Annotated in this window: 12 protein-coding genes and 1 CRISPR repeat array; of the genes, 5 read left to right on the top strand and 7 right to left on the bottom strand. The window is 48.8% G+C overall.

Annotated features, from left to right (window positions below):
- Window position 1: 1 nt before the first annotated feature.
- Window positions 2-1,177, bottom strand: a complete 1,176-nt coding sequence (locus OXN25_17425) for an FIST C-terminal domain-containing protein (GenBank protein MDE0426633.1) — start codon at window positions 1,175-1,177, stop codon at window positions 2-4.
- A 257-nt stretch (window positions 1,178-1,434) separates the two neighbouring features.
- Between OXN25_17425 and folD the strand changes: the two genes are divergently transcribed.
- The 3 genes from folD to OXN25_17410 are packed head-to-tail and all read left to right on the top strand — an operon-like array spanning window position 1,435 to window position 5,270.
- The gene (gene folD / locus OXN25_17420; protein MDE0426632.1) at window positions 1,435-2,265 is read left to right on the top strand and encodes a bifunctional methylenetetrahydrofolate dehydrogenase/methenyltetrahydrofolate cyclohydrolase FolD; all 831 of its coding nucleotides are present in this window, start codon (window positions 1,435-1,437) and stop codon (window positions 2,263-2,265) included.
- A gap of 55 nt (window positions 2,266-2,320) precedes the next feature.
- A complete protein-coding gene (locus OXN25_17415; protein ID MDE0426631.1) occupies window positions 2,321-3,085 on the top strand; it encodes an SDR family NAD(P)-dependent oxidoreductase in 765 nt (254 codons plus the stop codon).
- Window positions 3,086-3,137: 52 nt separating this feature from the next.
- Window positions 3,138-5,270 carry a hypothetical protein gene (locus OXN25_17410; protein ID MDE0426630.1) on the top strand — a complete coding sequence of 711 codons (2,133 nt, stop codon included), beginning with the start codon at window positions 3,138-3,140 and terminating at the stop codon, window positions 5,268-5,270.
- 65 nt (window positions 5,271-5,335) lie between these two features.
- Here the strand turns inward: OXN25_17410 and OXN25_17405 are convergent, their stop codons facing one another.
- Window positions 5,336-6,463: a Gfo/Idh/MocA family oxidoreductase gene (locus OXN25_17405; GenBank protein ID MDE0426629.1), complete on the bottom strand. Its 1,128-nt coding sequence runs from the start codon at window positions 6,461-6,463 to the stop codon at window positions 5,336-5,338.
- Window positions 6,464-6,692: 229 nt separating this feature from the next.
- Here OXN25_17405 and OXN25_17400 point away from each other — a divergent pair, with 229 nt between their 5' ends.
- Both OXN25_17400 and OXN25_17395 read left to right on the top strand, forming a co-directional pair.
- Window positions 6,693-8,297 (top strand): hypothetical protein, encoded by a 1,605-nt coding sequence (locus OXN25_17400; protein ID MDE0426628.1) that lies wholly within the window; start codon window positions 6,693-6,695, stop codon window positions 8,295-8,297.
- 425 nt (window positions 8,298-8,722) lie between these two features.
- Window positions 8,723-9,145 carry a hypothetical protein gene (locus tag OXN25_17395; protein MDE0426627.1) on the top strand — a complete coding sequence of 141 codons (423 nt, stop codon included), beginning with the start codon at window positions 8,723-8,725 and terminating at the stop codon, window positions 9,143-9,145.
- Window positions 9,146-9,191: 46 nt separating this feature from the next.
- On the opposite strand, the gene OXN25_17390 is transcribed toward OXN25_17395, so the two are convergent.
- The 5 genes from OXN25_17390 to cas1 form a co-directional block, all read right to left on the bottom strand.
- Window positions 9,192-10,343, bottom strand: coding sequence for an amidohydrolase/deacetylase family metallohydrolase (locus tag OXN25_17390; GenBank protein MDE0426626.1), 1,152 nt, complete (start codon window positions 10,341-10,343; stop codon window positions 9,192-9,194).
- Window positions 10,344-10,447: 104 nt separating this feature from the next.
- Window positions 10,448-11,959, bottom strand: a complete 1,512-nt coding sequence (locus tag OXN25_17385; protein ID MDE0426625.1) for a HEAT repeat domain-containing protein — start codon at window positions 11,957-11,959, stop codon at window positions 10,448-10,450.
- A gap of 283 nt (window positions 11,960-12,242) precedes the next feature.
- On the bottom strand, window positions 12,243-14,261 hold the full coding sequence (locus OXN25_17380) for a cation:proton antiporter (GenBank protein ID MDE0426624.1): 2,019 nt from the start codon (window positions 14,259-14,261) through the stop codon (window positions 12,243-12,245).
- A 207-nt stretch (window positions 14,262-14,468) separates the two neighbouring features.
- Entirely contained in the window at window positions 14,469-14,699 is a 231-nt protein-coding gene (locus OXN25_17375; protein MDE0426623.1) for a hypothetical protein, read from the bottom strand.
- 560 nt (window positions 14,700-15,259) lie between these two features.
- A CRISPR array of direct repeats spans window positions 15,260-19,689; the repeat unit is 37 nt; unit sequence GTTTCAATTCCCTTCGAGCGGGAAAGTGTGTTCAGAC.
- Window positions 19,690-20,051: 362 nt separating this feature from the next.
- The gene (gene cas1, locus OXN25_17370) at window positions 20,052-21,044 is read right to left on the bottom strand and encodes a CRISPR-associated endonuclease Cas1 (GenBank protein ID MDE0426622.1); all 993 of its coding nucleotides are present in this window, start codon (window positions 21,042-21,044) and stop codon (window positions 20,052-20,054) included.
- Between the last annotated feature and the right edge of the window lie 273 nt (window positions 21,045-21,317).

The following is a 21,317-nucleotide window of genomic DNA, read 5'->3' as shown; positions in this document are numbered from 1 at the left end:
TTTACCTTACAGCGGAACAGAGCACGAAAACACCGGTATAGGCGTGTGCAAAGTTACGTCCACCAATTGGTGCGAATTCTGAGTTTCCGAAGAATCCTATAATCGGGAGTCCAGGGAATTTATCTTGGATAACACTGATGTCGTGATTCGCTGCGCCGTAGAGTCCTTTCCCGCGCCCGAGGCAATTAAAATAGAGTCCGAATGCAGGCGGTTGGGACTGCGTTTTTTCAGCCAATTGTGCGATAATCACCCGAATTTCTTCAGCGGCGGCGGCTGGATTCCGAAGGTGGAACTGCACTAACTGTCCTTCTGTCACTTCCTCAGAAACAGCGATTGCGGCGTGTTCCTCGTTAATACCGACCAGATTACGAATTAGAAAATCACCCCGTGTCGGGTTTCTGTTTTCAGCATCCATTGCGATACCGACGAAAACCGTGCCTCCTGATTTACGAATATCGTCTTGTGTTAGGAGTTGCAGGGTTCCCTTGAAGTTTTCCAACGCCGGTTCACCGTCTAATTCAAAGATGATGCGCCCTTCGGCTTTCGTAACCTCTCGTGGCTTCCCAATGGGCTGACACCCTTGTGCAACGCCAATCTCTGTGGTGAGATTCCCTGTCAGCAGTACTCCCGTGACACCGCGTTCCGTCGCTTGCTCACCTTTCCAGTGGTACATCTGTGCGCCGGTTGCATCGCCAGAAACGGCAGCTCCGACGATAGGAAGTGCGGCACCATCACTGCCAATGTGACTGACGAGTTCTGCTGGATTTATTGCGCGGATATCTGGAAAAATTACGAGAAGTGCGTCGTCGCCTATTTCAGGTTGGATATGCTCCTGAATTTGGGCACTAATCTCTGATTCTGTACCTTGTGCAGCGAACGATATAGCAGAAAGTTCCTCGGCGCGGATGACCATTACAGCGATAGCGGGTTCACCTTCAAACTCGCCTGCCGAGGTTAAGACGCTCATCCCACTGCAGCCGATAAGTTCATCACAACTGGAGTTCGCCTGAACGGCTTGATATAACTCGTGATATTCTGCTTGGTAATTAATGGTTGCGAACACAATGGCAAGATCGGCTTTCGCAATACCTGCGTTCCCCATAGCCAGGCGTGTTGCCCGTTCCGCTGCTTCCGTAGTGGAGAGGCTTTGCGAATGTCCTACACCTACATGTATCATTTTGTCCCTCCGCTTTTTGTGACATATCATATAGTATCTACGAGAAAAAGTCAATATATTGGTTGTTAGCTGTTGGCTATTGATAATTGGTTGTTAGTTAATTGTCAGCAGAGAAATAAAAAAACATGCGCTGAAGGGAGATATATGCTATAATAGTTGTTGTTATGAAACCCGAAACTGAATTTATAAGGATTCATTAAATTGCCTTGCGCTACAATTCAGTGAATCTAATACCCGTAAACTGGAGGAAAACGGATTTGTCAGCCGAACTCCTTAATGGCACTCGTCTTGCAAAGCAGATCCGGAGCCAGATCCGGCGGAAGCTTAAAAAACTCACATTCACCCCGGGTCTTGCAGTTGTCCAAGTAGGAGACAATCCGGCATCAACACTCTACATCAAACATAAACAACGTGATTGTGAGAAAGTTCATTTCCATTCTGAAGTCCACCATCTATCAGCAGATGTCAGCCAAAGCGCGCTCATCCAACAAATTGAAACGTTGAACGCTCGCTCCGATATTCACGGGATGTTGGTGCAAATGCCGCTACCCGAAGGCATCGACAAAGAGACTGTTATTGATAGTATCCGTCCAGATAAAGACGCGGACGGTTTAAATCCTGTCAATTTAGGAAATTTACTCATCAACCGCGAAGGCGTTACACCTTGTACGCCGACTGGCATTATTCGTCTGATTGAACTGACAGGTGAAGCGATTGAGGGCAAACATGCCGTATGCGTTGGCAGAAGCCCGCTTGTTGGCAAACCTGTTGGGTTGATGCTCCTCAACCGCAATGCGACTGTTACGTATTGCCACTCTCGAACCCCAGACCTCGCAGCGCAGACGCGAAAGGCGGATCTCCTCATTGTGGCGATTGGTAGACCTGAATTTATCACTGCGGATATGGTGAAACCGGGTGCTACGGTTATTGATGTGGGCATTAATCACAGAGAGGGTCGCGCTGTCGGGGATGTCAAATTTGAGGAAGTTCAGGAAGTTGCAGGATTTATTACGCCTGTTCCGGGTGGTGTGGGTCCCATGACGCGCGCAATGTTATTAGAAAATACTTTGAAATTGGCGTGTAGATAGAGTTTCGGCACACAGGAGTGTGCCTACTACTTTTAAGCGATTGGAGGTTAGCATAGTGGCATTTCCAGGATTTGAGTTGAAAGATAAAGTGATGTTAGTGACCGGTTCCGGTAAAGGTATCGGCAGAGGGATAGCGATAGCGGCTGCGCAAATGGGGGCAAAAGTTATTTTGAACAGTCGCACACCGTCTGACCTTGAGGAGGTTGCAAGCGAAATTCGAGCCAACGGTGGTGAAGCGGCATCTGTTGTATTCGATGTTAGTGATATGGCACAAGTCGCCGAGGGTGCACAAGCGGCGATTGATGTATGGGGACGTGTGGATGTCCTCGTCAACAACGCCGGTACCAACCGCCCAAAACCGGCACTTGAACTCACTGAAGAGGATTGGGATGCAATCTATGATCTCAACTTGAAGGGACTGTTCTTCTTGACACAGACGCTTGTCAAGCCGATGATAGAGCGGGAGAACGGAAAGATTATCAATATCTCTTCGACGATGGGTCTGGTCGGTGGTCCGCTAAGGACGGCGTATTCGGGGAGTAAAGGCGGTGTCGTCCTGCTGACGAAAGGTCTCGCTGTTGAATGGGCACCCCATAACGTCACGGTGAATGCTGTGGCACCGGCGTTTACGCGCACCCCACTTGCCGATGTCCTCTTACAACGCAAAGAATTCTATGAAGATGTCGTCCGTCGCATTCCGATGGGACGGGTCGGTGAGGTAGACGAGGTTGTCGGTGCGGTGTTGTTCCTGGCCTCGGAGGCAGCGAACTGGGTAACCGGACAAACAATCGCCGTTGATGGCGGTTGGGTTGCATGGTAATTCTGACAAATATCAAAACCGATGGAAGAACATCTATCATGGAGGAACGTTAATGAGAAGTTTTTTTCTGATGACAGGTATCGCTCTTTTGATTCTCTGCCAATTGAGTTGCTCTCCTGACGAAGAACAGACAGAAATTGAAAACCCTGTTACGAGTGAACTCATCACAGGATTAAACGCAGCACCACTCTTGGGCGATGTCGTCTTAGAAAATATGTATGAAGATGAAGCCCGAAAACTCACAGATAAAACTCCCGTTCAAATCGTTACAGTCCTTGAAGGTACAAGCAGAGTCGTGCTTGAGGCGCGGTTCCGTGGCGTTCGAGATTTCGGTTTCGGATTTCCGCTCTACGAATGCGAACTGATGGACGCATCGGCTGAGGCTATGGGGGGCATTGCGCAAGGCATGTCTGGCAGTCCTGTCGGTCCGCCTGGACGTATCATGGGCGCGCTCGCTTATGGTAATGCGTTCCCAAAGACACCAACTCGGTTCTGGGTAACATCTATTGACGCGATGGAAGCGACAATAGATCATCAAACATTAGGTGGACTCCTTGATGCAGAACCTGCGCCTGCTGCCCCTGGTGTGGGCATTAATGCGACCTACGTCCCGGTTAAAACACCTGTAATGGTTACAGGCATACAGTCCCATAGGATTCAAGAACTCTCCTCACATCTCTCTGATTCACGCTACAATTTCATTGAATTGTTTGCCGATATCGGTAACGCGCCTGCGGCACCGCCGGCAGGGTCTTCACGGGGACTTGCTCCCGGGGATATGATAGGGGCAGCCATAGCAACAGGGGATATTGTCAACTCAATAGGCTTTGGAACCGTGACGCAAGTTTATGACGACAAATTTGTAGCGTTCGGACATCCATTTTTTTATGATGGTCAATCCGCACTGCCGGTATACAGAGCCGTTGTCAACGGCATCGTTCCGAACTATCAAATCTCCTATAAATCCGTCTCAGCTTATGGTAACCCCATTGGGACGATAACAAAAGATTTGACACCAGCAATCGTTGGTGAACTTGGGGCACCGCCTTCAATGATTCCTGTCAAGGTTTCTTACCATCCTGCCAACAGTGAAACAGCGATAGAAAAACATCATCAGGTGGCTTATGGTCAAGAATCGTTTATCTCGCTGGTCGCTGCGATTACACTCGACTCCCTTCGGATGGAGTTGAGCAACAGCACGATAGAAGGGACTGTCACGCTGCAGTTTGAAGAGACCAACGCGGTCTATACAGAGCCGTTCCGGCGAACTTCTCCAGTTGCGTTCTTAGATGTGTTGCTAAACGTAGACCAGATTGTCAGGTCCTTCGCCGATACACTCTCAAACAGTGCAGGCAAAGCGACGTTAAAAGCGGTGTCGATATCCCTCACGGACAAACCGCAAATCGCGAAGGCAGAGATTGCAGAGGTTATCGCGCCTGAGGAGATAATGCCGGGTGAGAGTATCACGGTTGGCATCACCTTAGTCCCGCACTGGAGCACTGCTGGGGCAGCGCGGACGATTCAGAGAGAGGTCGTTCTTGAGATTCCTGAAGATTTCCCCGCTGGCGAGGCGAATATCAATGTTTCTGCCAGTTCTTTCGACTTCTTCGGAGACCTTGGACCTATTGGACCCCCGCCGGGTGCTATTGTTGATTTCGGGTTTGGCGGTTTCGGGGATGAAGAGGAAAGACCTGTCCCCCAAACGCTCGACGAACTCATCAAACAGATGGAGGAAGATCAGATAGATCCCGGTTTAATCACAGTAACGCTAACGCCACCGGGTTCTGGTTTCCCGGGATTACCGCCAGACTTGCTGCCACCAGATGGCTTTCCACCATTAGACGGTTTGCTACCACCGGATGACGGTGATATGCCAGACGATGGTGAGGAAGACGGGGATGATGGCGAAATGCCAGACGATGGTGAAGAAGACGGTGATGGTAATGAGATGCCCGGAGATTTTCCATTCCCTGAAGGTTTTCCGGGGTTAGATGCATTAGGGATTCCAGAAGACGTTGAACCACCGGAACCTATTGAAGCGGAGCTCACTATCGACGGGTTTGTTGTAACGGGTTCGAGAGATACGACTGTTATGATAAAAGGTGAAGAGATGGATGCGGGTATGCTTCCGCCGATGGAAGGTGAAGCACCTATGGAGCCCGCTGAACCTGTGGAAGAGGAATAATTCCGAAGCCAATTACAAGGGCAGGTCATCGAACCTGCCCTTTTTCAATTTGTATAGGCAGCTCATTATGCTGGTGTACAGGCAACGGGTTTTCGTTGCACATAACACCGCACAATATCAATAATAAGCGAAATATCGTGCCGCGCGGATTCCAGTGAGGTATAGCACGTCTCACCTTCTGTAATACAGGCGTGGAAGTGCCGCAACTCCCGCACGAACGCGCCCTCCCATTCAACTGCAGGTGTCTTGCTATAGGTCGTGCCATCTGCATCTATGCCGTGTATTGTTACCTCTGATAGGATGCCTCGTGAAAAACCCGTCGGATAGGATACAATCACGCGCTTGTTATCCCCGTAGATTTCCAATGTCTCTCTAAAGTCCCACAGATCTGGAAGGTCTACCCACGTTGCGACGCAGCGTGCGCCGTTCGGATAGGCAAAAACGATTGTCACCCCACGTCCATCAGCCCAGACCTCCGCGCTAATAACTTTACTCGGTGAACCGAGCATCACCCGTAAACTATAGATGTCGTGGATCATGCTGCCTGCAAGCAGGTAGAACACCCGCTGTGCTTTGCTGTGGACATGGCTCTCAAGCCCGGCTTGTGATAACACGTCTCCGATGGCTTCTGCCTGTGCTTTTTCACGCGCCGCACCTGCCGGTTTAAACGCGTCGGGTGGTAAGTCGTTAAACCGTTCCACATCAAACTGACTCAGATGTAAGTTGTTATTTGGATGGAGGTGATTAATCTGAACGAAGCGATAACTCTCCATTGTATCGACTTCGCGCTTGGCGAGTTGAAAAGCGGGGTCATGCACCTTCATATAACCGGCTTGTGCCACGGTACCGGCTTTACGTTGTGCGGTGAGCATCCCGTCGATTTCTTGAAGCGAAAAACAGACAGGTTTTTCGATAAATACATGCTTTCCTGCTTCAAATGCAGCGAGTGCGACTTCCGTCTTCGGATCGCCGTGGCAAAGCAGCACGGCATCCACATCTGTAGCGAGTAACTCGTTATAGTCTGTAACATATTGTGGAACGTGGAACCGTTTTGCGACGGCGCGCGCCGCACCGCGAGAGAGATCACAAACGATTGGCACCTCGAATTCCCGATGAAGTGCGGTGAGGTTGGGAAGGTGATGTACCTGTGCAATCGCGCCACACCCGATAACACCTATCCGTATACGACTCATAGTTTATAGCCTCCAGTTAATAACGCGTTCTATTGCGTTTATCGTATCACGGACAGGAAATAGAGGCAAATTATAGTTTTGGGTTATGGGTTGTGGGTGGTCAGTAACGGTTGCGCCTATAGGAAGGGCGGAAGGTAGGAGTTAAGTTTGTGTTGCAGAGAAGTTGACAATAAATGCGAAAACCTACATAATAGAGCAGTAAAACCAGCAATAAGGTGGAACTATAGATATGGACATGGCAATGATCCCGTGGGAAATGGTGCTCTTGTGTGGTTTGTCTCTGTGCGTTGGATGGGGAATACGTGGCAACTTTGGACATGAATACGGTGCGGCACTTCCCGGCGCGCTCGCTGCAATGGCAATCGTCTTGCTCTCTGGGCGGGAGGATTGGTGGCGGCATGTCCATTACTTCGCGTTGTTTGGTGCGATAGGCTGGTCTTTCGGCGGCAGTATGTCCTATATGATGGTCGTCGGGTACAGTCACTCTTCACACTCACCGACTGTCCTTTACGGATTTGCGAATCTATTCGCCATCGGTTTTTTGTGGGCGGCTCTGGGGGGCGCAGGCACTGCGCTGCCAGCGTTTTTGACGCACACGCAGTTATCCTTGTTTTTTGTGCCGATCGCTGCTGTGTTTATCGGTTGGTCGCTCCAAGCGGTGATTATTGATTGGGTTCTCACACCAAGACGCATGCAGCGACACGAAAGTCCGCTCTACTGGTATGACACGGATTGGGTGTCGGCACTGGTGGCCATAGTCGCTGCGATTATCGTCGCGCTTTTCCGTGGTGGTTTGGACATGGGCACGAACCTCGTCTTGTATCTGGGCATCAGTTGGTTCGGTGGGTTTTTGCTGCTGGTAAACATTTGTCGCCTCCGTATGACACCACCGCGTGGGGACAACTGGGCGGGTTGTGTCGGTATGGTTATCGGAATCTTGGGATACTGTTCGCGTTATGAACTCGGCGGCGTGGCTTTCGCTACGCTGATGACAGGGTTTGCAGGCGGCGTTGCCTTCTCATTTGGGCAATTATTGAAACTCATCTATATCCGAACAGGACTCCAAACGAACTGGCACAGCGTTATGGAGCAGACACAAGGGTTCTTGTTCGGCATCGGGATTGCTGTGACGTTCGGCTTGCTGCTGAACCGAGCACCCACCTTAGAGGTTGATCCAAATTTCCCACAGTGGATGGAAATATTTACTGTATTCTGCGTACTTGTTGCCTTGACGTACGTCAATTATCGGAAGGCAGCGGGGACATGGGTGGAGCAGGTTGAGGGCTTACCAGAACGACTCTTTGGGCTGCCCGTTGTGGGATGGTTCCGACACTCACGCCGATGGATCGGGTGGTTTGAACTTTTCTATATCGGTGTCGGGGTTGCTTGTGTCTGGCTTTTGACAGTACATTTCCGAGAACCGCTTGCCTTTATCCCGACGAGTTGGCTGGGAAAAGGGCAGCTCCTCTACCTTGTACTTCTCTGGTGGATGGTTATTTTCAATTTTGAACGCGCACTGGTCGGTTTCAGTCCACATCGCTTGGTAACAGAAGGTGTGATTATTCTCAATGGGATTATTTGTACCGTGCTGATGGTACTGGGTCCACAGTTGGTTCCGAAACAGACCGGAAGTGTCTTTTCGTTCACCGATTGGACGCTGCGGACATCTCTCTGGGGGATAGTAGCACTGATAGGAACGACGGTTATTTTCTGGGTTATCAAGCACGCGCTCTATGGACAAACACATGCGCCGGGTGCGTCGCTTCATATCCGTTTTGGACCGGATTCCAATGCCCCGAAAGAAAAACCGAAAGTGGGAGCACCGCATCCATAGATAATTGTTATACCATTTCTAAAAGTTTATCTCGCATTAACCGAACCCACTCACACCACACCCGGTAGGTGCGGTTTCTAACCGCACCGAGCAGTGCTGAAAAATAGTCAACCTTTTAAGAGGAATTATCAATTAGAATTGGTATTATACCACTTCTAAAAGTTTATATCGCATTAACTGCCCTTTAATGCAAAGGTTAAAGCATAATGCTACAAGCCTGCACAAACTAAAGTTTATGCTACAATTTCAATTAGAATTGGTATTAGTTATCGGTAACTGGGAAATTGGCGAGGTTAGAAACCTCGCCAGCAGAGGTGCCTGTGTCCGTGCTGAAAAAAATAAGATTGTCATGCGTCCCGATTTGTGTTATAATTTCCATACATCTATCAGCAAGTACTATCACCGCTAAAAGGAGGTATCGAACAGTGAATAAAGAAGACTTAATTCTTCAAAAACTTGAGTCTATGGACACAGAACTAAAAAACGTCCGTTCCGAAATAAGGGACGTCCGTTCCGAAATAAAGGACGTCCGTTCTGAGATGAATGATAGGATGGACAAGATGGACACCAAGTTACAGGACGTAGATGCTGAGATCAGGGAGATACGAGATGATGCCTCGGAAATGAAAATCAATCAAGCGAAACATGCCGGGGATCTACATACTTTAGAGGCAAAAATGGATGGTAAATTCCAGACGTTGAATACTAAACTTGATGGTCTTATAGAAAACACGCGCGACCGGAGAGTAGACGCAAACGAGCGTTGGAAAATCGGGGGTATTATCGTCTCGTGTGGTATTGCTGTTGTTTCGTTAATCCTCTCTATTCTCACAAGAATTGGGCAGTAGGTATGACCCGATAGTTAACTTTCACGCCAGCAGCTGCCCGATTATTTTATCTCCCTACTCCTTTCTGTCGATACACTTGCCCACCTTTGACCACGACAATTGGTTCTAACTTCTTTTTCCCAATCCGCACCTGATCGTGTGCATCTGTGAGTTGGAATTCGCCCTCTCGCAGTTCAAAAATCACGGCATCCCCCCAGGCATCAACAGCTAATGTCCCCACTTGTCCCGGCATCAATATAGTTTCAGCGGGAATGCTTGTGACCTTCGCAAGTGCGTCGTCAAGCGACATGCCGAGATGTAGGAATTTATTTACGACATTCACGAGATCGTAAACGGGACCGTCAACGTTGTAGGTATGCAAATCCGATGAGAGTGTTGTGGGTTCAACGCCTTGCGCCATCGCTTTCTGAACAACATCCCAACTGAAAGACCCCGCCCCGTGTCCGACATCAAAGATAACACCGCGTTCTATGGCGGCATGGACGGCATCCCGAATCCTGCCGTTTTCATCCAAAATACCACATTCCATACCGTGGAAGCAGTGGGTTAGAATATCACGCGCTCCCATCAGTGCTAATATATCATCAATAGATTCACACCAAGCGTCTTGCGGATGGACCATTATAGGGAGTCCTGCAGCGTCAGCGGCTTCACGTGCCCTGTGCAACGGCAACATCTGTGCCCTTGCACCGACGATACTCTCCCGCGTCAAGCGGACTTTGACCCCTAAGATGATGTCGCGATGCTGCTCTATCATTCGGCACGCCTTTCCGACATCGGCATAGTCAGGATTTTCCAACTCTCCAATCTCTTGCGTGAGCATGCCTTGCGAAGAGATATTCAATTGCGCCAAGATACGTGTGTCGCTGACATCAATGACGTATTTACGGAAACCGGGGAATGTATCCGCGCCTGCGGACCCAGCATCAACGACTGTCGTTGCCCCACGCGCCAGACAGGTCGGGTCGGGTTCGATTCCAAAGTGGCTTACACCGTAAAAGACATGAACGTGTAAGTCGATGAGGCCGGGTGTAACGAAACACCCTTCTGCATCCAGTACCTCTCTCGCTTCGGATGTTGGCATCGCATCGCTGATTGCTGAGACGCGTCCGTTGGCGAATCCGACATCTTTGCGGGCATGGATGCCTTGGGCAGGATCGACGACGGTTCCGTTTTTAATGATTAGGTCGTAGTTCATAATAAATGTTCGGTGCGGTTAGAATGCACATCGCATTTGGTCGAGTACGCCGCAAAACCGCACCTACCTTCATGGGGAAAATGGTGAGTGAATATAGAGGTTTGTTAGTGCGTGCTTTCACGGTTTGTAATCGGACACCAGCGTGTCATAAGTAGGTAATCAAAAAGTGCCGACTCGGCTTCGGGTGTGTCAATCCGTTTGAGTGCGAGGACGGCATTATCTCGGACGTAGCGATTCTCGTCGGCAAATGCCTTTGTCAGCACGGGGATTGCATCGCTTGCGGCGGGTCCAATCTGTGCCAATGCCAATGCCGCTTCAAACCGTGCCTGTCCGTCCCCATCACTGATTAGCATGTCGCAGAGCACAGGGAGCGCGGGGCTTGCAGCCGGACCGATACCACCGAAGGCTTCGGCGAGATAGCGACGGACTTCAACGGAATTGTCCTTTGTCCGTTCCATCAAGGCGGGGATAGCAGGTTCGGCATCTACACCTATTTGTGCTAAGGCGTAGGTGGCTTCAACACGAACGGCATCCTCGGCGTGTTGTAATGCCTCACTCAAGGCGGAGACAGCAGGTGTCCCGACTGCTGCTAATGCATAAGCAGCCATCCGTCGCATGATTTGGTCTTCAACACCAAGCACTTCAATCAGTTGGGGAACAGCAGGTGCGCCGATAGCTCCGAGAGCGTACGCGGCATTCAACCGAACAGGTTCATAAACATCACACAGTGCCTGAATGAGGTGTGGAATTGCTTCTGCTGCGGATTCACCTAACATCCCTATTTCGTCAGCGGCGTCGGAACGGAGAGAGGTATCCTCATTACCCAATGCTGTGATGTGTTTTGACAGATTTCCATTGGAAACCGGCTGCGCTGCATGCCCGTTGGATTCTCCTGCCATCCAGTTCCAGACGTGCCGCCATGTGCCTTGATGCCGCGGGATTGCCGGATCGCCGTTTTCCAGTCTCCAGTGCGGATTGGTTACGTTCCATTCGGGTGCCCGCGGTGCGTCCATCCGAACGAACTGGAACTTCATCATGTAGCGCGTTTTGTCGGTCAGATTCGCCATGGCGCGATGCCACAGGTCAAAGTGGATAATCGTTATCGTCCCCGCTGCGCCACTGAGTGCTAACTCACCATCATTATTTTTCGTGATGCGAGTGCTATAGTACTGCGTTCCGGGTAAAACGGCTGAGGGTCCGATTTCGACCGGCGAATCTTGGGGGTAGTAGAACGCCATTGCCCAACGCGGACAATGATGGCGGACTTTCTGATAACCCCAATAACTATCCTTGTGGAATCCTTGTCCATCGCTGTGTGGATTGTTGCGATGCGGATGCCGATGGGAATGCATGGCGTAATTCTCGCCGAGAATACTTGTGAACGCACCTCGGACGGCTGGATCTTCAAAAACAGCTTGCAACTCTGGGACGCGCGGCAAGATGTTGTTCCCTAAATTCCCTTCTTTTTCTGTGTATTCCTGCGTTTTACGATAGATGGTTTCATGAAAACTCCGCGGCAGATCGGTTTGGACGGTGAGATGTCCATTCACGATAAACTCCCGCAGCTGCGCGTCGGTCAGTTTGCTGTGCTCGCTCATAAGTGGCTTGGCTTGCATAGTTAAAACCTCCAATACAACAATGATAATATAGGAAAAAAAAGAGATCAAGCGGAATTTACCAGAGGCGATGTTGAATCAGTCTATTCTTCGTGAAAACGGACGTGAATATAGTTTTAACTTAACGATATATTTCTTCGTAATTTCCCTTAAAAATGTTACACTGGTGTAACATTTTGTGTTGGGTGTGTAACGTTAGAGAACATAGTGGTCGTAAGGGTTTGTTGATGTTTCATTCCCGATTTTCTGTTGTGAAAAAAATAATTTGGTAGAAAGTGTAACATTAATCCGCCACATCCGTTTGTGTTGGTTCTTGGTTTTCAGGGTTATCGAACAGATCGGCAACCTGAGCGATTTTCTCAGGGTTTCCGAGCAGATAAACTTCGTCATCAAGCTCAATCCGTAGTTCGTCGTGCGGATTCGTTAAAATCTGTTCATTGCGTCGGACTGCTAAGATCGTCACCTCGGAGGTCCCTCGTAAAGCGATTTCTGTCAAGGATTTCCCAACAAAAGGTGATTTCGGATCGACCCATAGGACTGCAATCTCAAAGTCAGGGAAATGCACCTTCAGGTCGGAGGCGGATGATGTGTCCTCGGGCGGTGTACGGAACATCTTATACCCATCAGCCCGGACCTCGGCAATGAACTGTTCGATCTGATCATGCGGGATGAGATATTCCATCAACACCCGCGTGAAAATTTCGACGGATGTCTCGAACTCCTCTGGAATCACTTCTTTTGCCCCGATACGATATAGCGGTTCGACTTCAGCAAGATGGCGCGTTCTGGCGATAATGTGCGCCGTTGGATTCAAGGCGTGGGCGGCTGCCACGATTCGACGCGAGGCGGCATCATCAGCAATGACGACGACAACAACTCGCGCTGCTTTGATGTTCGCATGGTGAAGTACGGCGTCGTGAATAGCATCACCGTAGAAAATCGGCTCACCATTGGCTTGTTCCGTTCGGACGATTTCGGGATTCATTTCGACGATGACATACGGGATGTCTGCCGCCCGGGCGGCTTTTGCGACGTTTCGTCCGTTGACGCCGAAACCAATAATGATGACATGGTTCGTCCGCTCAGTATTTTGCGTTGCAGCGATGGGTTTTAATCCTGACACGAGTCGTCTTGGGAGCGGCAATCGTAGTATCCCACCGGCGACATGCGGTGCTGCCGAGATGATAAAGGGTGTTACAGCCATCGTTACAACCGAAACAGCGAGAAACAGGTTGTAATTTGCGTCACTGAGCAAGCCGTGTTCGATACCCGATTTCGCGAGGATCAACGCAAATTCTCCTACCTGACTGAGTGTGAGTCCCGCCAGAATCGCCGTGCGTAGCGGGTATCCGAGCATCGAGGTTACTCCGCCCGCAATGATGCTTTTTACAACGAGAACACCGATTGTCAGTCCTGCAATCAACAATGGCTTTTCAAAGAGTATGTGAAAATCGAGTAACATCCCGACTGACACAAAGAAGAAGCTGGTGAACACATCCCGAAACGGTGAGATGTGACCGAGTGCGTCGTGGCTCGACTCCGATTCGGAGACGATTAGTCCTGCGAGGAAGGCACCAAGTGCCAAAGACACGCCGAAACGCGATGTCAACCAGACGACGGCGAGGCAGATTGCGAGAACGCTCAACAAGAAGATCTCTCGGCTGCGCGTTCGCAGGACTTGCGATAGAATGCGCGGCACGATGTATTTTGCCCCAACAAACACCACAGCAATCATCGCGACACCTTTTACCAACAGTAAAATGAGTGCCCTGCTCATGTCTCCTGCGTGTCCGGCAAGGATTGGCGTAATCAGGATCATCGGGACGATGGCAATATCCTGAAAAATCAGGATTGCCAATGCTGTGCCTCCATGCGGCGTTCTTGTTTCATCACGCTCTTGTAGCAATTTCATCACGATCGCCGTGCTGCTAAGGGCGGCGAGGCAACCGATAAAAAGCGATGCGTTGATCGCCTGTCCGAAGTGCCAAGCGAGTGCAAACGCCGCGAGCAGCGTCAATCCGACCTGTAATGATCCCCCTATCAACACTGCTTGCTTAATCTGAAGCAGATGTTTCAGTGAAAATTCGATGCCGATGGTGAACAGCAGTAAAATGACCCCAATCTCGGCTAGGATTTCAACTTCGTGGTCAGCCCGAATTAGCTCCAATCCGTGAGGCCCTGCAATCAATCCTGTCACGAGGAAGCCAACGATCGAGGGCACCCCCAATCTATGACAGATGAGTAGAACGCCAATTGATAAGCCGAATATGATGCAGATGTCATAAAGTAAAGGGATTTCCATAGTTCATTCCAAATTGTGATGCGTTGTGCGTATTAAGTATCGGTCGATTTCAATTCCCTTCGAGCGGGAAAGTGTGTTTAGATGGGTGCTGGGTTATGAGTTGTGGGTTAAGAGTTCCATTCCGTTCGAGCGTGAAAAGGGAAGCAAAGAAACGAATGAAGAAGAATCGGGCAAGCAGCTGGAGGGAAAGGCATTAGATTATTTCAGTTATTTCAAGAAGAGCGCAATAAGTGCAATGATGGCTGCTCCAACAGCAGTAGCAGTCGTGATAACCTGCCAGACACTCGCTCTGTCTTCTTGTCTCCCTTCAAACTTACCTTTTATCCACGCAACATCGGTTTCAACAGAACGGAGTCGTATGTCTATGTGATTAAGCCGTTTGTTTAATGCTTCAAAACCTTCTTTCATTAATTTGGATAGTTCATCTATCGTCGTCATAACAATATCTCCAATACAACAATGATAACATATCAAAGAAGAGAGGTCAAGCGGAATTTGCTGCAGGCACAGCGGCAGTCAATTGTCGAATTGTCTGAATGCACGTCGCATGAATCAGAATCAACGGTATTCATGCCTTAGGGCATGAACCGGGTATTCATGCCGTGTGGCATGAACCGGGGTCGAGTACGCCGCAAATGGCGGATTTTCGCGGATGACACGGATGACGCGGATTTTTGGATATTTTGTTGTCAGAACTGTGATTTATATGATTATAAGATTTGTTCGTCTGAATCGCGGATTGACGCGGATGTTTAGATATTCGTCATCCGCAACCGATTCGGGGTCTGATTTTATAGCAAGGTCGTTTATTTTTCTTTTCGTTTCCATTCCCTTCGATCGGGAAAGGGTAGGCGAAGGTTGGAAGATGGAAGGGAGGAGGGATGGATATCCCTCCTCCCTTCGATTGGGAAAGTGTGTTCAAAAATTGCTTATCGCTCTTCGCTGACCGTTTACCGCTGTTTGCTTTTCGGTATGCGGTTGGCGGTATGCGATATGCGGTTCCCATTCCCTTCGAGCGGGAAAGTGTGTTCAGACTTTCTCGCGAATCGCGTACCGCGGACCGCTATTCGTTCTTGTTTCCATCCGGTTCGATTGGGGAAATGGGCTCAAACCGGTTTGCGGTACGCTAATTGCGGTTCGCGATGAGTTTCAATTCCCTTCGAGCGGGAAAGTGTGTTCAGACTTTCTCGCGAATCGCGTACCGCGGACCGCTATTCGTTCTTGTTTCCATCCGGTTCGATTGGGGAAATGGGCTCAAACCGGTTTGCGGTACGCTAATTGCGGTTCGCGATGAGTTTCAATTCCCTTCGAGCGGGAAAGTGTGTTCAGACTTTCTCGCGAATCGCGTACCGCGGACCGCTATTCGTTCTTGTTTCCATCCGGTTCGATTGGGGAAATGGGCTCAAACCGGTTTGCGGTACGCTAATTGCGGTTCGCGATGAGTTTCAATTCCCTTCGAGCGGGAAAGTGTGTTCAGACACAACTCGCTCCTTTCAATCTAATGGAGGTTCACACAAGTTTCAATTCCCTTCGAGCGGGAAAGTGTGTTCAGACTTTTTTTATAGTATTTAACACAAAAGGTTTTGAAATAGTTTCAATTCCCTTCGAGCGGGAAAGTGTGTTCAGACTGGAATGATGATTCTTTTGAAGAAATCAAAAAAATAGTTTCAATTCCCTTCGAGCGGGAAAGTGTGTTCAGACTGGTGCCGCTGACGGGTTGCCGGTGTCTGTTGACGGAGCATTGTTTCAATTCCCTTCGAGCGGGAAAGTGTGTTCAGACAACCTGCCACACTTCAAATTGAAGGAGACACACCGTGTGTTTCAATTCCCTTCGAGCGGGAAAGTGTGTTCAGACTTGATATTGTAAACTGTATTCTCGGACGTTATAAGTTTCAATTCCCTTCGAGCGGGAAAGTGTGTTCAGACCTCCCAGGTGGCGAGGTGGCCATTGAGGTTGAAATTTCGTTTCAATTCCCTTCGAGCGGGAAAGTGTGTTCAGACTATAATTGTGAACATGGCGAATACTGGTTTACAATTTACGGAGTTTCAATTCCCTTCGAGCGGGAAAGTGTGTTCAGACTTTCCGCAAATGCGATAATAGAGGAAGGGGCAATCGTGTTTCAATTCCCTTCGAGCGGGAAAGTGTGTTCAGACATGCTGCACGAAGTTCTAACTGCTTTTTGCAATGGTTTCAATTCCCTTCGAGCGGGAAAGTGTGTTCAGACCGTTCGTCACCGCTCTTGAGCGGGGTCGCGAGGAACTCGTTTCAATTCCCTTCGAGCGGGAAAGTGTGTTCAGACTATACAAAAAGGCAGTGCTGAATGCAGTCAAAAATGGTTTCAATTCCCTTCGAGCGGGAAAGTGTGTTCAGACAAGAAAAAATTAACTTACTTGAATCTAACGGATATGTTTCAATTCCCTTCGAGCGGGAAAGTGTGTTCAGACTTCAACTCCAAGGAACCATCGTCTACAGTGTAGACATCTGTTTCAATTCCCTTCGAGCGGGAAAGTGTGTTCAGACTATATGAGGTCCCAGGGAGTACGCTTGATCAGAGCGATGTTTCAATTCCCTTCGAGCGGGAAAGTGTGTTCAGACCAGTAAGGAGGATGTGTCCCACCGAGCTTAGACTGTTTCAATTCCCTTCGAGCGGGAAAGTGTGTTCAGACTTCTTAATCGACTCCGTTACTGCTCCCGTCGTGGAGTGTTTCAATTCCCTTCGAGCGGGAAAGTGTGTTCAGACGAAGTCAACGGCTTCATCTATGACGAAGGAATAACAATAAGTTTCAATTCCCTTCGAGCGGGAAAGTGTGTTCAGACTGGTTGTCGCAATGGCAATCTTTTTACCTTTCCTGTTTCAATTCCCTTCGAGCGGGAAAGTGTGTTCAGACCCACACTTCAAACAAAGGAGTTTAGAATGTTAGACCAAGTTTCAATTCCCTTCGAGCGGGAAAGTGTGTTCAGACTGGCCCAAGAAAATGGGTTAAAAGTGCAACACGTTTTTCGAGTTTCAATTCCCTTCGAGCGGGAAAGTGTGTTCAGACTCCAATTAGGGAGTATGAGCCATGACGACCTTCATAAGTTTCAATTCCCTTCGAGCGGGAAAGTGTGTTCAGACCAGTATGGGCTGACAAAGTTCCTCCGACACCAGTAAGTTTCAATTCCCTTCGAGCGGGAAAGTGTGTTCAGACGAAAAGCCTCAAGAATGAGGATGTCCTCCTGTTCCTGTTTCAATTCCCTTCGAGCGGGAAAGTGTGTTCAGACAATCCTTCTATGCAGGGCCCGGCGGAGACGCCGAACGTTTCAATTCCCTTCGAGCGGGAAAGTGTGTTCAGACAGTGTGTCAAGGTTTTTTATATAAAATACCGTCCGCGTTTCAATTCCCTTCGAGCGGGAAAGTGTGTTCAGACCGGAAAGAAATGAAGTTAATCACGGGCCTTTGTGCGTTTCAATTCCCTTCGAGCGGGAAAGTGTGTTCAGACAGAACACTATGCGTGAAGTGTTTTCTGACGTCTCCTAAGTTTCAATTCCCTTCGAGCGGGAAAGTGTGTTCAGACTTGTCTGGAAGACCGCGTAATGGTTTGCCAGACCAAGCTCTTTATGTTTCAATTCCCTTCGAGCGGGAAAGTGTGTTCAGACCAATCCGCGCTTCGCACGAAGTAGCCGTGAGGCATCTCAGTTTCAATTCCCTTCGAGCGGGAAAGTGTGTTCAGACCCACATACACGGGACTTCTCGCTATCGGCATCCCCGATGGTTTCAATTCCCTTCGAGCGGGAAAGTGTGTTCAGACTTGATAAATACAAACCATGGCGAACGTGGGCATCCAAAGTTTCAATTCCCTTCGAGCGGGAAAGTGTGTTCAGACACATCCTCATTACTTTAAAGTAGAATTAGATGGCGCGTTTCAATTCCCTTCGAGCGGGAAAGTGTGTTCAGACTGTTAATGAAATCGTTCAACTGAACGACAACGGGATACGTTTCAATTCCCTTCGAGCGGGAAAGTGTGTTCAGACAAATGTCGGCGGTTGACGTAGGCGGGTATGTGAATGTTTCAATTCCCTTCGAGCGGGAAAGTGTGTTCAGACTATAGGGATGAACTACACAGCGCGTGAATTAGGAATCACGTTTCAATTCCCTTCGAGCGGGAAAGTGTGTTCAGACAGACTTGCCTCTAAAGGTTAGGGAGGCGATTCTTAGTTTCAATTCCCTTCGAGCGGGAAAGTGTGTTCAGACACGGGATAGTATTGCGGTCCAAGTGGCAGAACTGGTTTCAATTCCCTTCGAGCGGGAAAGTGTGTTCAGACGAGGTTGTTTAACAACAACTCGTTCTTTTAACGCCGTTTCAATTCCCTTCGAGCGGGAAAGTGTGTTCAGACTCCGTGCCAACATTGCGTTGGCGGATCCCGAAACAGTCGGATTTATAAATGTTTCAATTCCCTTCGAGCGGGAAAGTGTGTTCAGACTACTGTATGGTACCGCCTCACGATCATTGAGTCCCATGTTTCAATTCCCTTCGAGCGGGAAAGTGTGTTCAGACGAATTGAAAATGAAGAATAAGCTCGAGGTTTTTGTTTTGTTTCAATTCCCTTCGAGCGGGAAAGTGTGTTCAGACTCGGCAGCACGACAACGGTGACGTCGGTGGAAGAGGTTCTGTTTCAATTCCCTTCGAGCGGGAAAGTGTGTTCAGACCAATAACCAACCAATCCGCTGGAAAAAAGAAGAATACTGTTTCAATTCCCTTCGAGCGGGAAAGTGTGTTCAGACATTTTCTATAAAATGTTAAAAAGATTTTTTGGAATCGCGTTTCAATTCCCTTCGAGCGGGAAAGTGTGTTCAGACACACGGAGATGTCCTTACGGCAAACGATCCACGCAAAAAAGTTTCAATTCCCTTCGAGCGGGAAAGTGTGTTCAGACGGCTGTCTCGCTTTTGGAGAAACTTCTGGAGAAATGTTTCAATTCCCTTCGAGCGGGAAAGTGTGTTCAGACCGAAACCTATTACAGCTTTGTGGAAGCTCAATTGTTTCAATTCCCTTCGAGCGGGAAAGTGTGTTCAGACAGGATTATCGTTCCCGCATAACAAGGGGAAAATAGTTTCAATTCCCTTCGAGCGGGAAAGTGTGTTCAGACCAGATAGCGAGCGGGTCAAGGTGTCTTTGCCTAAATTGGGTTTCAATTCCCTTCGAGCGGGAAAGTGTGTTCAGACGGAGGAAAAAGCAATGAAAGTAGACGTTTTGGGATTAAGTTTCAATTCCCTTCGAGCGGGAAAGTGTGTTCAGACAATTTGAAACTTAAAAATTTACCTCCCGCCTGAAAAAAGTTTCAATTCCCTTCGAGCGGGAAAGTGTGTTCAGACCGGAATTTTATATTTTGGTTGAAGCTTAAAAATCTTAGTTTCAATTCCCTTCGAGCGGGAAAGTGTGTTCAGACTCACCCCTTTTTGCATCCAGGCCAGACGGGGAGCCGTAGGCACAAAACCAAACGCGAACTGCGCGAGGCTTTTTTGCCTCAAAATTCTATCCCAAAAATCCCATGAACCCTTGTAAACATTGATCCAAACGCGGTTTTTTTGAAAAAACCATCGAGAATCCAAATGCAGTATGGGTTCTTGGGCAATTTGTGATACACACGCGCACCCTCAATAAATCGCGTTTGGAATACCGTATTAAATATTATACTAAATCCGCAAAAATGTCAAATTTTTTCTGAAAAATTCAGCTGAGCCTGCCTTTTGAGCATAAGGTCATGCGTGGATGGGCACGGGGGCCATCCACGCATGAAGTAAAGCGTTTTTAGACATCAATGAGAAATGGTCTATAGATCTCATCTTCGCCCATAATCACACGTGCCAAATGCCTGACCTGAAGTTCAACACAACGCAGGTAGTTCGTTTTCTCCTTGCGTATCGGGTGCTGAAACGTCTGCTGCATCCGTCCATAGTACCCAGTCAGAAAGCGATCCAATGCCTCTTTCGTGAATCGGATGCCTTTGTTAGTTTGCTCAAAATCTTCGGGTTTAACCCGATTGTTGTTAATCAGTGAAAGCACATATCCGTCAACAATAATCTGGCGGAACTCTTCCATCATGTCCGATGCGAGTGCTGCATGTCCGTGCTTGGGTTGATGGAAATATCCGCAGTATGGATCGAATCCGACGACATGGGTGAAGGTATAGACATGGTTGTGTAAGAGTGTATAACCGAGTGAAAGCATGGCGTTAATTGGGTCGGGTGGTGGTCGGAATTGTCGGGATGTGAAGCCCCAATCGTGGCGTAGCAGTTGCCGGAATGCGCGGTAATAGGCGGCTGTGCCCGTGCCTTCGTATCCGAGCAGCGATTCCAAATTCTTCGCACGTTCAAGTTTTTGCACGGTTTGACGCACAGAACGGATTGCTGACTTAATTTCGGCATTTTGGGTGCGCTGTCGTTGGCAAAATCGGATGGCGTTTGTGAGTTTGCCGCGAACGAAACACTTCGCTAACGCCACACAATGCTTTGAATCTGTAGCAACGGCGTACTGTTGTTGGCGTACGCGTGTATCTTTGCCATACGCGGGTTGGAGTTTTCCTTTATACTTTCCGCGTGAGGAGAGAAAAGAGACTGGGATGCTTTTATCAAGCAGGTATCCCATCGTCGGTGTTGTGATGTGTCCATTGCCGAAGATAACGACTTCATCCAATTGGACAATTGGGATTTCCTGAAGGACCTCGCGTTCTTTTTTCACGAGGATTTGGTTTCCGGATTTGTGGAGCATTGCGCCTTGTTGGGTGATGTAAAGGATTGCCATTTGATGCCTCCTAAAGATTAACGGGTAATGAATTGCCCTACTACAAACGGTTTGGTTCGTAGTAGTGCGATTTATCGCACGTCTTCCGCTTAACAACGGGCAATGAATTGCCCTACTACAAACGGTTTGGTTCGTAGTAGTGCGATTTATCGCACGTCTTCCGCTTAACAACGGGCAATGAATTGCCCTACTACAAACGGTTTGGTTCGTAGTAGTGCGATTTATCGCACGTCTTCCGCTTAACAACGGGCAATGAATTGCCCTACTACAAAC

This window comes from Candidatus Poribacteria bacterium (assembly GCA_028820845.1).
In the GTDB taxonomy this organism is placed as follows: Bacteria; Poribacteria; WGA-4E; order WGA-4E; family WGA-3G; genus WGA-3G.
The sequence above is the reverse complement of the archived record's forward strand: the minus strand, read 5'-3'. Positions and strand labels throughout refer to the sequence as shown.